The organism is Paenibacillus sabinae T27, assembly GCF_000612505.1.
GTDB classification, from domain to species: Bacteria; Bacillota; Bacilli; order Paenibacillales; family Paenibacillaceae; genus Paenibacillus_AQ; species Paenibacillus_AQ sabinae.
Map to the genome: position 1 here is coordinate 2,387,719 of NZ_CP004078.1, position 14,324 is coordinate 2,402,042.

Sequence of the window (14,324 nt, forward strand, 5' to 3'; positions counted from 1 at the left end):
CTTAACTCACCTCCGGGCGTGGGACGTCCGGTATCGCAATGCTCTTGACGTTGCCCATCTGGTAATCGCTGCCGATTTTCGTTTCGCCCAGGCAGTAGGAACAGACCGCCGCAGGCATCGAGAACCGGAGCTTCCGCCCTTCAAGGGTGTCGATATCCTGCGCCTGCTTCAGCAGAGCACCAAGTCGCTCCTTGCCTTGACCGGTCAGGCCGTTGATCTGGAGCACCTCGGCTTTGGAATTCACTTTACGCACCTGATACTGAAACACTTCACGCTCGGCTTGGGATACAATGTCGCCTTTGGTAATGGCGACGATATCGGCCTGCTTGAGCAGAGGCCCCATTTTGGTCGGGGTATTCGCCCCCGATAAATTATCAATCACACAGACCGCCAGCGCGTGGCGGATGAACGGGGAGCAGCGATTGCACAGTCCTGCGCTTTCGCTGATCAGAATATCCAGCTCCAGCGACTGCCCCCAGCGGACACAGGCTTCAATATTGGTCACAAAATAATGATCCGGGCACAAATTGCCGGCAAGACCAAGAAGCACCGGAACATCTTTGGCACGGTAGCGCTCATCATCCTTGGACGCGACGCAGTCGAATTTGACGACCCCCGCTTGAAGTCCCTGCTCCTTTAGCCAATCAATCACACGTAGAAGCATGGAGGTTTTGCCGCTCGACGGCGGGCCGGCCACGGTTATGAGCTTCATCGGTCAGACCTCCTCTGCAAAGCCTTTGTTGAAGGCGGAGTTGGCAGCGTCCGTCAAAGCCTGGATATCCCGGTTCCAGACAAGGTCCCAACCCATCCACAGCAGCTTGCGATCAGGGACCGAAGACGAAGCAGAAGGATGCGGGGAAGGGAAGAAGGCCTGTTCGCAGAGCCGGGCCGTCTCTTCGCCTGTGAAGAAGGAAGCCAGCCGGCGTCCGCCTTCCGTAGCATTCTTCTTGGCCAGCAGGAAGACCGGACTTGCAATCGCGCCTTCCTCGGGCCAGATAATATTGACCTTATCCCGTTTACGGATCATATTTGCATAAAAATACGGCATGACGTAAAGAGCCGTTCCCGCCTCGTTGTCGGTTCCCGCCAGCTTTGCCATTTGACCCGGGTGGAGTCCCTGGCGAACCGAACGTCCAAGCCCGGTCAGCGTATCCTGGCCGAAGCACTGTCCGATAGTCAGCAGCACCGTCTCGCAAAAGGTTCCGTTATGGCCTCTCATCGTCACCTGCTTCCGGTAGACCGGATTCAGCAGGTCGCTCCATGAACGCGGTTCGGGCGTATCGCCCAGCCGGGCTTTGTCTGCGACGATGACGAGCGGATTCACGCACATCAGCGTTACCCTGCCTGTCGGGTCCTTCATTCCGATTTCCGCGAACCGCTCATTAGGCACGTATTCGGCGGCGTCGGCGAATACGTCATGATCAAGAAACCGGGTGCGGAAGTCCGGATGGAAAAAGCTGCTGATTCCCGGTGTAATCACGACATCCGGCAGTTCGTCCGCGGAATCAAACTGATCCACTGTCTTATAGAAGTCGCTTTGATTGGCATTTCCTTCAAATGCCAGCTCTTCCGGGTCCAGCTCGGACCAGAGCCCCGAGCTCTGCTGGTGCAAAAATGTTTCTTCAATAGGCACCTTAAGCGGGCAGGGCAGCATGGCAAGCAGGTGGCGGGGCAATCTTTCTTTGACTTGTGCCGTTTCGGATTTCATATTCATTCATCCTCTCCTTGCCTTCGTTGGAAGACGCGCTTGTAAGTTATGTTTAATTATAATTAGCGGTGAATTGTTTCACAATTTGCACAAGGTCAAAATGTTTGACAATACTACAAACATTCCCGCATTCTCTTCATCTAAAACCTGGAAGGGTGACGCCTTATTCCTCCGGGTAGACGAAACGCTCTACGACGTCCGCAGCAAGGTCCGGGTCCGAACCGGAATTGTCAAAGTACAGGATGGAGGAAGAGGGAAGCGGCCATTTTACCGTGCGTGCACCAAGCGAGGTGCGGAAATCATCCCAGTGGCGCAGCTTCCAATCATCCAGGGCGGAGCCTCTTGCTGTAATTCTCTCCTTGTACAGCCTCTCATCGGACAGGCGGACCACGACCGCTTTAACCTCGACATCAGACAGCGAACGTCCGATCCGGGCCAGCTCGCGCGCAATCCATCCTTCATCCTCGGCTTCTTTTGTAAAAGGGCCGACAACCACGCTGTCGACATTCAGCTTGACGTTGTCCAGCGCGGCGTCCATCGTAATCCGGTACCCCAAATCGCGGCACAGCTTCTTGTATTCCTGTGAATCGCGGTCGGAGGGGTCCAGTCCGTGAAGTGTCATAATCGCGTCTGCCGCAGGCCGCAGCAGGATATCCATGTCGAAGAAGGCGATTTTTCGTCTTGCTGCCAGCGCCTTGGCGAGTGTGGTCTTGCCGGCTCCCGCTCCCCCGAGAAAAAATACAAGCTTATTCATGGTCTGTTCCTCCCTATCTCTTATATGAAAGTGAATCGGATTTCTTACCCCAACATTCGGGCCACCGAAATCAGACCGGTAATCGTAACGACATTCAGCAGCGTTGAAATGAGCACGGTCTGGGCCGCGAAGTCCGGCTCGTTGCCATATTCCTCAGCCAGCAGCGAAGCGTTGACGCCGGTCGGCATACCGGAAGCGATAATCAGAGCCTGGGCGGGAATGCCTTTGATCCCAAGCGCAAGCACAAGCAGAATGCCAATCGTTGGAGCGGCAAGCAAGCGCAGGAGAAGGCTCAGATAAAGATCAAGCCGGGCAAGGCGAATCGGATATTTGACAATTTGTGCTCCAAGCGTAAGCAGTGCGACGGCAACCATTGATTCCTGGGCGTAAGTGAGCGGTTTCGAAATGAACAGCGGCAAAGGCACGGAGAAAGCGTGAAACACTAATCCCAGCACCAGCGCATAAGGAACGGGCATTTTCAGAAAGCCGATAATGACGATCCGGTAATTGCCTTTCAGCTTGGCCCGCTGGATGGACATGACGCCATATGTAAAAGTGAGCAGGCTTTGCAGCGCCATAATCAGCGATTGAAGCGAAGCGGCGAGAGAATCCCCGTGAAAAGCCAGCTCATTGACCGGCATGCCGTAATTTCCGGCGTTATCGAGAATCACGCTGTTCGTGAACGCGGCTTTCATGCTTGTGGAATATTTTAACGAACGTGTAAGCGTAAAGGAAACAATATACAGAATGCCTATGTAAAGCGCATAGAAGCCGACCACCAGGCCGAGGAGGGAAGCCGACATTTTGGAGAGGTACATGCTCATAAACACGGCGGCGGGCGTTATGTAGTAGAAGTTGATTTTGGCCAGCGTATACAAATCCAGCCGAAACAGCCGCTGCAGCAGCGATCCGGCGCCTATCAGTATAAATACAGGAAGCACAACCTGAAGCAAAATCTCACCTATCACGAAATCAGCTCTTTTCAATATAAAAGTATAATCATAGTCGTATAAGTACAATCAAACGTAGCTATTATAGCATAACTTGATTTTGCCAGAGAGTAGGGCGGGTTATAAAATGAACCGGTTTCGTTAAAACTATTGGACAAACCTGGAAAGGTAAATCCGAGTAAAGGAGCCGCATGATGAAGAAAAGACAACTGGGTCTGGCCGCGGTCTTCGCCGCGCTGCTTATTGCCGCCTCCGGATGCATCTATCCCGCTGGGCTGTCTACCGCTCCAGCTCTTCCCGATTCATTGGATATAACAAGCACGAATCCTGGAAGAGGGCTAGGTGAACGCGATCCTCTGGCGCCTGTGCTTCAGGACGTATACTCGAAATCCATTCCTGAGGATGTATACACGGACCGCTGATAACGGCCTGTAAGCTGCCGATAACTTCAGAGGGAACGCGTTCCCGCGCTCCTTCTCTTTCGGCTATACAGCTCAAACGATATTCAGTATAATAGTTTGATTGACAACATCGAGACCATAGAGGGGAGCAACCATATTCATGGCGGCGGAGATTGTGCGTGTGACAACTGGGGAGCAGCTGCAGCAGGGGCTGGAGATCCGCAAAAAGGTGTTTGTAGAGGAGCAAAAGGTTCCCGTGGAAGAAGAAATCGACGGTTTCGATGTGATTGGCCCCGATGCCCATCACTTGCTGATCATAGACGACGGGGTTCCCGTTGCCACGGGAAGATTGACCTATTACCGCGAGGGAGCCGCCAAAATGCAGCGGATCGCTGTGCTGAAGGAATATAGAGTAAAGGGCTATGGGCGGGTGCTGATGCTCGCACTGGAAGAGCTGGCCCGGGAGCTTGGGCTCGAAACGTCCATCCTTGACGGACAGTGCCAGGCCGAATCGTTCTACCGGAGGCTCGGTTACGAGGTTGTTTCCGAGAAGCCGTTCTATGATGCCGGAATCCTGCACGTACGGATGCAAAAAAAATTATAGGTCCGCATATCCGTCCTGTTCTTCGGACAAACTAGGAGTTGCCTGATTATTGGCAAATTTGCAATAAAGGAGATTGTCCAGATGGTGAACGGAGAACGGGAACGTTTTGTGGCGGTTCAAAAAAACGGTGACGGAGATCTGACTTCGTTTCAGACCTCTACGGGTCGCGTGCTGAGCTATGAACAGGCTCTTCAGGAAATTCAGGCCGGAGCGATAGCCGGCGTCAATATATTTAAAGGCAAGGACGGAGCTCCCCATATCAGAGGGGATGCCGACGGCGATCCGACCAACAATCTTGACCAGCTACCGCTGTTCTAAGCGCAGCGAAATGACAGGGACTGCCCCGGGGCAGTCCCTTTTTTAATTGCAAAAGATGGGGAAGTGGCGGGCCAGAACCTTCTTGGTTTTTTATAGTTCGTAAATTACATGCTGTTCCAAAAAATCCATTCCCGCTGTCCGCCCGATATAATCCGGCTTCTCGTCGCCGTAATGCATCAAGGAGATTCTGCTGCGGATGTCCTCCGGAAGACTCTTCAGCTCATTGAGGGTTGTATGTACGACTCCCGGGCCTTCCAGCTGGCAGTCATGATAAATTTTGCGGCATCCGCGGTTTCGCACAAGACCGGTCAGCAGCTTTGGCTCGAATGTCATATCGGCGCTATAAAATATTTCCTCGTTTAGCAGAAGTGAATAGCTGTCTTTCCCCGGTATGTGGGGTGTCCGAAGAAGATGAACGCTAATCTCCGGCGAGAGCGAGTAATTCGTATCCGGGTGCAGGGGACGGACATGAAAGACATCGTCCAGCGAAGTCGTTATACCCTCTTGGTACAATCCGCCCATCAGAGTATGCTCCCACAATGGATCGACGAGAGCTTCGGCGAGCAGAAGCGTCATTTTGCGGCCCGTTTTATGTCTAAGCGTCAGGGCCAGCTCTTCCAGTCCGCCAACGTGGTCGGCATGCAGATGCGTGATCAGGACCGCGTCGATCTCCTCGAACGAACGTCCCAGCTCATGCATGGCCAGTGGAGCGGTAATGCCGCAGTCGATCAGCAGGTTGTAGCCGCTGCCCAGCAGCAGGGCGTTATTGTTGAAATAATTTTTGGCGAAGGCGCTGCCCGTTCCGAGCATTTGCATTTTGACGGTCATTCCTGTATACCTCCCGGGTTAGCCATCTGTATTATCATATCAGCCTTTTGTAAACGCAGAATGAAGTTATTTAATCCAAATCTAAGCTCTTGATAAATCGGCTGTATGACACGGATTTTATGGCGTCCTCTCTCATTTTATCCATATTGCACCAAGAAAAACGCCCTTATGCGAAACGGAAGAAAATTTTGCCGGGTCGGGCGCAACTTGCCTATACGTATGAAGTATATATTAACAGCATGAATTAGTATGGAGGTACGAACGGCGATGAATAAAAGATGGAGAAAAGTGGCTGTGTGCGTGTTGGCATTTTCCCTGATGGGCGGTTCGGTGCTGTTTGCCGATTCGGTATATCAAAAAGTGCGCGTATGGAGCAACGGCAAGGAGTTATCCGACGGAGGGTACTTTATTGATGGTAAAACCTATATACCCGCTCGTGAAATCGACGGGCTGGTGATCTGGAGCGACTCTGGCAAGGTGAAGATTCTTAAACCGAATGTTCATATATCCCTTTTCAAGGGCGACACCATATTTGGCAACGTTAATGTGGGCAAACTGAAATTTAAAGCGCTGTGCCAGGTGGACAGCCTGACCGACGATATCGCGGGCGTTAAAATATCGATTACTGATCCTTCGGGCAACGTCAAGGACCTTGACTCCAGGGACTTGGACGGCGCACAGAAGGATAACTTCTGGTTCTCGACGAAAGAAATTACGTACGATTTCAAGGAGAAAGGCAAGTACCAGGTAGGCTTTTACATGAAAGCGACCCGAAACGGCGATTACGCGCTCGTGTCCGAGAAGGTCATCACTGCGCTCGATTAACGCTTTGCCTTGAGTGTCAGTAAATTGACCTGGGCTCGTCTTACGTGTTACCATACCAAATGTAGGATAATTCAATTCAAAGCGAGGTATTTTAATGAGCGATCACAAACATGAGCATGGCGGAGAATGCTGCGGCGGACATGGCCATCATCATGGGCACAGCCATGATCATGATGGATGCGGCTGCGGACACGACCATGAGCATGAGGAGTTTGTGTTGACTTTGACTAACGAGCAGGGCGAAGATGTGGAAATGGTGCTGGTGGAAACGTTCGACGTAGCCGACAAGCTCTATGCGCTGCTGCTGGAACGCGAGAACCCCGAAGCCGACGGCATCATTCTCCGCATGGAAGAAGAAGACGAAGAAATGGTGCTTTACAATATCGAAGACGAAGCGGAATGGAAAGCTGTAGAAGCGGCTTATCAAGAGCTGATTGCACAGCAAGGATAAATTCGGACGAGATATAGAAGAAGCCCGGGAACATCCCGGCGCCAATTCAAGAAAACCCGATACCTACGATCAGGTATCGGGTTTTTATTTGGTAGATCAAGCGGGAAGCAGCTCAACTGAGTATCGCTATCAGGCAGCCGCTTCTGTCCGGGATAGAGGGCTGGCATAAAGGTGAAGCACCTTAATTCGGGATATATTAAAAAATCGGGTCGGCCTCGACGATAACTTTAACATGAGTAAGAGTGCGATCCTCCGGCCCCTTGACCGGCAGGCCGATCTCCACATGGTCGAGGATATAATCGATGTTATCCTGGGTAATAACTTCTCCAGGGAGCAGGATTGGAATACCCGGTGGATACACATAAATGAACTCCGCGATAATCCGGTCGGCCGATTCCTTGAACGGGACAAGCTCCGTGTCCGCATAGAAGGCGTCGCGCGGAGTAAGCGCAAGCTGCGGAATCTCGGGAACCTGGACTTTAAGCTCGTAGATGTCGCCTTTGCCGTAATGGATGGCGGAGAGCACCCGCAGTGCCGACAACAGCTTGTCGACCGATTGTTGGGTATCTCCCGGCGTGATTAGGCAAAGAATGTTATACATGTCGCTCATTTCAACTTCAATATTATATTTCTCGCGCAGCCAGTTCTCTGCTTCCCAGCCCGTGATGCCCAGATGGCGCACGTGAATACTCAGCTTGGTAGGGTCATGGTCGAAGGTAGCTTCCGTGCCGAGAATTTCATTGCCGAAGCTGTACAGGCCTTCAAGTTCGTTAACCGCTTCTCTCGCATAGTTGGCAAGCTCAATTGCTCTAGAAGCCATGTCATGGCCATGGAGGGCAAGCTGGCGTCTAGCCGTGTCGAGAGATGCCAGCAAGACGTACGAAGTCGACGTTGTCGTCAGCATACTGAGCATCGTCTGTACGCGCTGCGGATTAATAAAACCGGTATCGGCGTTGACGTTAAGTACGGAGCTTTGGGTCATGGAGCCGCCGAGCTTATGAACGCTTGTGGCAGCCATATCGGCTCCGGCCTGCATGGCCGACATCGGCAGCTCCTCGTGGAAATGGATCAACACCCCGTGGGCCTCATCAACAAGCACGGGAACGCCGTAGCTGTGGGCCAGATCGACGATCGATCGAAGATCGGTGCATATCCCGAAATAGGTCGGATTGATGACAAGCACCCCTTTGGCGTCCGGATGACGCTGCAGGGCCCGTTTGAGCGAACTGGTCGTAATGCCGTGGTCGATGCCGAGATTCTCATCCTGTACGGGAGAGACAAAAATCGGCTTTGCCCCCGAGAAGATAATGGCGGACATGACCGATTTGTGGACATTGCGGGGCACGATAATCTTCTCCCCTGGAGAGCAGACCGACAGAATCATCGTCATGATGGCTCCGCTTGTGCCCTGAACGCTAAAATAAGTATAGTCCGCTCCAAACGCTTCCGCCGCCAGGTTCTGTGCCTGGGCGATCACGCCTTTGGGCTGATGCAGGTCGTCAAGCGGTGCAATATTGATCAGATCTATGGAAAAGGCGTTATCACCGATGAATTCCCTGAACTCGGGATCGGTTCCGGCACCTTTTTTATGACCGGGAATATGAAATTGCACCGGATTTCCGGCAGCGTGCTTTTTTAGAGCCGTGAAGAGAGGGGTAAGCGATTGATCCATTAATACTCCCACAACCTTTCTATAACTGAAGTCGCAAACAAAGAGAAGTATAACAAAACAATCATCATAATACTAGGATGTGATGTAATGCCTGCAAATACCCAGCAGCGCACGCATATCAGTCTGGCGTCGCCGTTCATAATCGAGATGTGGTTTATCATTTTTTTGGTTGAATTTGTGAAGGGATCACTGCTTGTCGCACTGCTTCCTGTCTATATGGAGAACGTTCTTGGGCTGTCCGTCACGGTAGTCGGACTTGCCTTTGCGCTGCAGTATCTCGGCGACAATCTCTTTCGCGGCCCTTCGGGCTGGATCATGGAACGGATCGGGTACCGCTGGACTATGACCGGAGCGCTGCTCTTGATCGCGGTAGCCGTAATCCTTATTATTTACGCCAAAGATGCGGCGTCTCTGTCGCTGGCCTGCCTGATCTTAGGGATCGGCACATCCCCGCTCTGGCCGTGCGTCATGACGGGCGTAACCGAGCTGGCCGTTTCTACCAAGAGCGGCAGCAGCGGCGCGGCCATGGGCGCCGTGGAGATGGCCTCTCTGGCCGGTACGGGCATCGGCCCGATCACGGTCAACTTCCTGATGGACCACGGCCACCAAAGCTACCGCGCCGTATTCTTCGTGCTCCTGGGCTTTGCAGCGGCCGTAGTCGCCGTCGCCCTGCTGCTCCCCGCCCGGATCGGCCATGGGGTACATGCCGTGACGCGCGGAACCCAAGCACCGGAAGCGGCCCGTCCGAAGCTGTCCCCGCTCGCGAGTCTGAAGCGGACGTTGCTTCAGCTTAAACAATCGCTGAGGGTCAGCCGTCTGCTGTACCCGGCTTTGTTCCTGCAGGCGTTCGCCATCGGGCTGATGACGCCGGTCGTCACTCTGTTCACCCGGACGGAGCTGCATTTATCGCCGATCCAGTTCAATCTCCTGCTGATTGCCGGCGGCGGAATCACCGTGCTGGCTCTGGTTCCGGCGGGCAAGCTGGTCGACCGGATCGGCACTGAGGCGTTTCTCAATACCGGCTTCCTGCTGGCCGCTGCTTCGCTCGCCACCTTTGCTCACGTACGCAGCCTACCGTATGTCTTCGTGGTTGTCGCTCTGGTCGGGATCAGCTATGCTTGTATCCTGCCCGCATGGAACGCCTTCATAGCCAAGCAGGTGCCCAAAGGCGAACGCGGAACGGTATGGGGAATATTTCTTACCCTACAGGGCTCCGGTATGGTGGCCGGTCCCATCGTATCGGGCAAGCTTTGGGATTCGGTCGGGCACGGCGTACCCTTTATAGCCAGCTCATTTGTCATGGTGCTGCTGTTCTTCCTTCACCTGGCGATTGTTCGCCGCACCAAACGGAAAAACGAGGCACTCCAGTTAACGCGGTCTTGAGCGTGGAGCTTCCCCCTGAAAGCCGTGCCCCAAATACAAACCGCCCGCTCTCCTATGTTACGGTGAGCGGGCGGTTTTTGCCTTTCTTTTTTGAAGAAATCCGGGGGATGAAAAAATCCCCTTAGAACGCCATCCGGTACAGCGGCAGCAGCGTCTCGAAGGTTTGTTCGATGATCTTGAGAAGCGCTGGGCCGTCCCGAAGAACGGGATCGCTGCTTTCTATCCGCAGGCCGCAGGTGACCTCCGCTTTCTTGACCTCCTTGAGACGGCGCGTCAACCGGGCGAACTGTTCATCGTCCATGTCCGATTGCGGGGTTCCGTGCGGGTCCAGATGGTCCGTAGACCAGAAATAATTTCCCGGCAGCTGATTACGGACTTCAGAAATGCTGCCGGAGAGCGCATCGGCGAAAATAATCTTGTTCGAACTCTCATAAATGATGGCGAACACGATAAACAGATGGCTGTGAAACATTCCCGTCTGGAAATGGGGGAGCGCTTTGTAGCCTCTTTTTCCGGGCCCCCAGGCCACCCAGGTATCATTTGGCGGATGCACCGTTCGCCGGGCGTGCTTGGCCACATAAGGGTACATTTCTTCCCCGCTTAAGGCGGAAAGAAACGGGGCGACTTCGTCGCCGAGCGCCGTCAGCTTGGGCCGTACCCTGGAGATGAGAGCCTCCATCCGCGGTTCCAGGCCGCCTATGGCAAATACTTCGAAATCTTCTGCTGTAAATCCGTTAAACGTCAAATCCTGTCACCTCTAAGCTCTATGCGAATGTTCCGATTTCGCTATAATGCGCGCTATTTATCCGCGGCAAAAGCGTTTGGAATGTTGTGGGAGCGGGTAAAAATAGTCAATAAACCAAGTTCCCGCTACATAAACTGAAGTATAAAATAAGTGTAGGCTTAACGCAAAGAATCTTTACCCGCGGCCGCTTGTGTTTACCGGCGGCAGTCACGGCTTCCGTAAACACACAAGACGCAAATGACAAGGTCGGTTTTGCTATCCCAAGGCATAGAGGAGGGAGTGCCGTGAATAAGAACGACGAGGTGGAGTACTGCAATTTGGAGCTCCGGTTTGACCGTATGCATATTCAGAATCTGATCAAGGATTTGATCCAGGAAGGCTATTCCTTATACTGGAGCGAGAGCGATAATCTTTTTGTCATATCGGTCCGTACCGGGCGCAAGCTTATCAAGCTCCGTTTTCAGCGGATCAGGGACGGTTACAAGCTGGTGGGCGATTACATGATTCGCGATGCCCGACTGGCGGAATGGATGGAGAAGCTGATTGGCGATATGCGCGGGCATGCCATCGTCAAGCGGTTCCGCGATCGTCAAATCATCATCGAGAACATCCTGTTCGGCGAGGTCATCCGCCTGGTGGAGATATCCGGCTATCAGCAGAGGGTGCTCTATCAGAAAGGCCCTATGCTGTCCGATCAGGAACTTACGAAAATGTTCTACTCAACACTGGGCGAAGAGCGAATCCGCGAGCGCAGAATCGAAGTCGACGAGGAGCTGGACCGGCTAAGCGCCGCTTTGGCCCGCAAGGACGAGCAGCAGGCAAAGCTTTCCAAGGAAAAACTCACATTTTTGATGAAGGAATTAACGAAATTGGAATGGTAGATACAGTTCTTATCAAGCATGATTCGGGCACCTCTGGCAAAGGGGTGTCTTCGATTTGCGAGGCAATTTCCCTTAGGGGTTCACTTCTGGTGAAAAAAACGTTAGAATGGTTACGTTGCGAGTCAAATTTCATCAAAGATGCATTTTGTCAATGAAATTGATCTCTTGATGCTTCACACAAAATTAAAAGTGTAAAAAGGGTGGAGGACCAGATGGCAAAACAACAAATCGGCGTCATAGGCCTGGCTGTAATGGGCAAAAATTTGGCTCTTAACATCGAGAGCAGAGGCTTTACCGTATCGGTATACAATCGTTCCCCCGAGAAGACGCATGATCTTCTCAAAGAAGCAGAAGGCAAGAATTTGACAGGCACTTTCTCCGTTGAAGAATTTGTGCAATCGCTGGAAACTCCGCGCAAAATCCTGATTATGGTTCAGGCGGGCAAAGCGACGGATGCAACGATCGAGCAACTGATTCCGCATCTGGATCAAGGCGATATCATCATCGACGGCGGCAACGCCTACTTCCCGGATACGGTTCGCCGTAACAAGGAACTCGAAGAGAAGGGCTTCCGCTTTATCGGCACCGGCGTATCCGGCGGCGAAGAAGGCGCGCTCAAAGGACCTTCCATTATGCCTGGCGGTCAGGAAAGCGCATATCAATTGGTAGAACCGATCCTCACAGCAATCTCGGCCAAAGTGGACGGAGAACCTTGCTGTACATATATCGGACCGGACGGAGCCGGCCATTACGTCAAAATGGTGCATAACGGCATTGAGTACGGCGATATGCAGCTTATCTGCGAAGCTTATCAGCTGCTCAAGGACGTAGTGGGACTGGATGAAAAAGAACTGCATGCCACCTTCGCCGAGTGGAACAAAGGCGAGCTCGACAGCTACCTGATCGAGATCACGAAGGACATCTTCGCACAGTATGATCCGGAGACCGGCAAACCGATGGTCGACGTCATTCTTGACGCGGCGGGCCAAAAAGGCACCGGCAAATGGACAAGCCAAAGCTCGCTGGATCTCGGCGTGCCGCTGTCCATGATCACCGAATCCGTCTTCTCCCGCTTCCTGTCCGCGATGAAGGAAGAGCGCGTGGAAGCCAGCAAGGTGCTGAGCGGTCCAGCAGGGGAGCCGTTCAGCGGCGACAAGGCTGAATTCATCGAGAATGTCCGCAGAGCGCTGTTCGCGAGCAAGATCGTGTCGTACGCTCAAGGCTTCGCGCAGCTGCGCGTCGCTTCCGATGAATACGGCTGGAACCTGAAATACGGCAATCTCGCCAAAATCTGGCGCGGCGGCTGCATATCCGTTCCCGCTTCCTGCAAAACATTACGGACGCCTACGAGAACAATCCGGAGCTCAAAAACCTGCTGCTGGATCCGTTCTTCAAGGACGTCATGACTTCTTACCAGGATGCATGGCGCAAAGTGGTTGCCGAAGCCGTTACACGCGGCATTCCGGTTCCTGGTTTTGCGAGCGCCCTGGCATACTACGACAGCTACCGCACGGAGCGTCTGCCGGCGAACCTGCTTCAGGCGCAGCGCGACTACTTCGGCGCGCATACCTTCAAGCGCGTGGACAAGGAAGGCATCTTCCACCACGATTGGATCGCCGAAGCGCAATCCGAATAAAGTCGAGTATACTACGCCTCACAGCCCGGAAAGAGTCCGCCTTCTGGCGGTTCTTCCGGGCTTTTTTATGAGGTCATGGGATAATCGGATGGACGAAGCATTGTGCTGAGTTTTCACCCTGTGTTATGATATGTCTAAAATTACGATAAAGTCTCAAACTAGGGGTGGTGATCGTTATGTCGGCAGACGACATGAAGCGGCAGAGCAGGCCAACGGACGCCAAAAATCTGATTCTGATCGGAATGATGGGAACGGGGAAGTCGACGGTAGGCGCCATTCTTGCCGAGGAACTGGGATTTGAACTGGTCGACCTGGATCAGGTGATCGTTCGTAAGGAAGGGCGAAGCATCGCCGAGATTTTTGAAAAGGATGGAGAAGGCTACTTCCGGACAGTAGAGACGGAAAGCTTGCGGGAAACGCTTCAGACCGGAGGACAGGTTATCGCCACGGGCGGAGGTGCAGTATTGGCCGAGGCGAACAGACAGCTGATGCTGGAGAACGGAGTCGTCGCAGCGCTCAGAGCAACGGCGGAGGAGATCATCTCACGTGTAAACGGCGACAGCAACCGGCCGCTGCTTGCCGGCAATGCGGAAGAGCGCGTCAGACGCATTCTGGAAGAACGTAAGGACGCCTACAGCTTCGCGCACTGCACAGTGGATACAAGCAGCCTTACAGCGGCACAAGTGTGTCAGGATATTTTAATGCACTACCGCGTTTTAGCTTTTAAGCATGTTGGTTAATGCTCCAGCAGCTCGTACCAGCCGATCATGCCGCCGCTGAAGTTCGCTACGCGGTCATAACCCTGGGAGCTCAAATATTCGCATACCCGCTGGCTTCTGGAGCCGGAACGGCATATGAAAACAACCTCCGCATCCTCGGGGATATCGGACATGCGGTACGGAATGTCGCCCATCGGAATATGCTGAGCGCCCGAAATCATTCCAAGGGCTACTTCATCGGCTTCTCTGACATCAATCAGGACCAATTCTTCGCCGGATTCCAGGCGCTGATGCAATTCCTCGGCGGTAATTTGGGGAATACCATTCATGGATATGACCTCTTTCCTTGACGAGAATGGTTTAATGATATCATAAGGACGGATTACTCTGTCAAATGATGACTGTGACCGTATCCACCAATCAATATATTCAATATATAAGGAGAGCTA

Annotated in this window: 16 protein-coding genes and 1 pseudogene; 9 read left to right on the plus strand and 8 right to left on the minus strand. The window is 53.0% G+C overall.

What is annotated here, in order from left to right; all coding sequences use genetic code 11:
- Position 1 precedes the first annotated feature (1 nt).
- The 4 genes from PSAB_RS10935 to PSAB_RS10950 form a co-directional block, all read right to left on the minus strand.
- A complete protein-coding gene (locus tag PSAB_RS10935) occupies positions 2-712 on the minus strand; it encodes a GTP-binding protein (protein WP_025334621.1) in 711 nt (236 codons plus the stop codon).
- A 3-nt stretch (positions 713-715) separates the two neighbouring features.
- Positions 716-1,714 (minus strand): ABC transporter substrate-binding protein, encoded by a 999-nt coding sequence (locus PSAB_RS10940; protein ID WP_025334622.1) that lies wholly within the window; start codon positions 1,712-1,714, stop codon positions 716-718.
- A gap of 157 nt (positions 1,715-1,871) precedes the next feature.
- Positions 1,872-2,462: a P-loop nucleotide/nucleoside kinase family protein gene (locus PSAB_RS10945; RefSeq protein ID WP_025334623.1), complete on the minus strand. Its 591-nt coding sequence runs from the start codon at positions 2,460-2,462 to the stop codon at positions 1,872-1,874.
- A gap of 44 nt (positions 2,463-2,506) precedes the next feature.
- Positions 2,507-3,430 carry an AEC family transporter gene (locus tag PSAB_RS10950; RefSeq protein WP_025334624.1) on the minus strand — a complete coding sequence of 308 codons (924 nt, stop codon included), beginning with the start codon at positions 3,428-3,430 and terminating at the stop codon, positions 2,507-2,509.
- 176 nt (positions 3,431-3,606) lie between these two features.
- Here PSAB_RS10950 and PSAB_RS10955 point away from each other — a divergent pair, with 176 nt between their 5' ends.
- The 3 genes from PSAB_RS10955 to PSAB_RS10965 all read left to right on the plus strand — a co-directional run bounded on the left by PSAB_RS10955 (position 3,607) and on the right by PSAB_RS10965 (position 4,735).
- Positions 3,607-3,834, plus strand: a complete 228-nt coding sequence (locus PSAB_RS10955; protein ID WP_025334625.1) for a hypothetical protein — start codon at positions 3,607-3,609, stop codon at positions 3,832-3,834.
- A 139-nt stretch (positions 3,835-3,973) separates the two neighbouring features.
- Positions 3,974-4,417 carry a GNAT family N-acetyltransferase gene (locus PSAB_RS10960; protein WP_025334626.1) on the plus strand — a complete coding sequence of 148 codons (444 nt, stop codon included), beginning with the start codon at positions 3,974-3,976 and terminating at the stop codon, positions 4,415-4,417.
- 81 nt (positions 4,418-4,498) lie between these two features.
- A complete protein-coding gene (locus tag PSAB_RS10965) occupies positions 4,499-4,735 on the plus strand; it encodes a DUF3892 domain-containing protein (RefSeq protein ID WP_025334627.1) in 237 nt (78 codons plus the stop codon).
- Positions 4,736-4,825: 90 nt separating this feature from the next.
- Here PSAB_RS10965 and PSAB_RS10970 read toward each other — a convergent pair whose 3' ends face one another.
- Positions 4,826-5,563 carry an MBL fold metallo-hydrolase gene (locus tag PSAB_RS10970; protein WP_025334628.1) on the minus strand — a complete coding sequence of 246 codons (738 nt, stop codon included), beginning with the start codon at positions 5,561-5,563 and terminating at the stop codon, positions 4,826-4,828.
- Between the two features lie 267 nt (positions 5,564-5,830).
- Here PSAB_RS10970 and PSAB_RS10975 point away from each other — a divergent pair, with 267 nt between their 5' ends.
- Complete coding sequence (locus tag PSAB_RS10975) at positions 5,831-6,388, plus strand: hypothetical protein (RefSeq protein WP_025334629.1); 558 nt, start codon at positions 5,831-5,833, stop codon at positions 6,386-6,388.
- Positions 6,389-6,482: 94 nt separating this feature from the next.
- Entirely contained in the window at positions 6,483-6,839 is a 357-nt protein-coding gene (locus PSAB_RS10980; protein WP_025334630.1) for a DUF1292 domain-containing protein, read from the plus strand.
- Between the two features lie 196 nt (positions 6,840-7,035).
- On the opposite strand, the gene PSAB_RS10985 is transcribed toward PSAB_RS10980, so the two are convergent.
- Positions 7,036-8,511 (minus strand): aminotransferase class I/II-fold pyridoxal phosphate-dependent enzyme, encoded by a 1,476-nt coding sequence (locus tag PSAB_RS10985; RefSeq protein ID WP_025334631.1) that lies wholly within the window; start codon positions 8,509-8,511, stop codon positions 7,036-7,038.
- A gap of 87 nt (positions 8,512-8,598) precedes the next feature.
- On the opposite strand from PSAB_RS10985, the gene PSAB_RS10990 reads away from it, so the two are divergent.
- A complete protein-coding gene (locus PSAB_RS10990) occupies positions 8,599-9,894 on the plus strand; it encodes an MFS transporter (RefSeq protein WP_025334632.1) in 1,296 nt (431 codons plus the stop codon).
- A 121-nt stretch (positions 9,895-10,015) separates the two neighbouring features.
- Here PSAB_RS10990 and PSAB_RS10995 read toward each other — a convergent pair whose 3' ends face one another.
- Positions 10,016-10,639 (minus strand): DUF1054 domain-containing protein, encoded by a 624-nt coding sequence (locus PSAB_RS10995; RefSeq protein WP_025334633.1) that lies wholly within the window; start codon positions 10,637-10,639, stop codon positions 10,016-10,018.
- Positions 10,640-10,923: 284 nt separating this feature from the next.
- Between PSAB_RS10995 and PSAB_RS11000 the strand changes: the two genes are divergently transcribed.
- The 3 genes and pseudogenes from PSAB_RS11000 to PSAB_RS11010 all read left to right on the plus strand — a co-directional run bounded on the left by PSAB_RS11000 (position 10,924) and on the right by PSAB_RS11010 (position 13,896).
- Positions 10,924-11,520, plus strand: a complete 597-nt coding sequence (locus PSAB_RS11000; protein WP_025334634.1) for a hypothetical protein — start codon at positions 10,924-10,926, stop codon at positions 11,518-11,520.
- A gap of 212 nt (positions 11,521-11,732) precedes the next feature.
- Positions 11,733-13,156 (plus strand): annotated as a pseudogene (gene gndA / locus PSAB_RS11005) (NADP-dependent phosphogluconate dehydrogenase).
- Between the two features lie 176 nt (positions 13,157-13,332).
- On the plus strand, positions 13,333-13,896 hold the full coding sequence (locus PSAB_RS11010) for a shikimate kinase (RefSeq protein ID WP_025334635.1): 564 nt from the start codon (positions 13,333-13,335) through the stop codon (positions 13,894-13,896).
- Here the strand turns inward: PSAB_RS11010 and PSAB_RS11015 are convergent.
- A complete protein-coding gene (locus tag PSAB_RS11015) occupies positions 13,893-14,204 on the minus strand; it encodes a rhodanese-like domain-containing protein (protein WP_025334636.1) in 312 nt (103 codons plus the stop codon). The genes PSAB_RS11010 and PSAB_RS11015 overlap by 4 nt on opposite strands.
- Positions 14,205-14,324 lie beyond the last annotated feature (120 nt).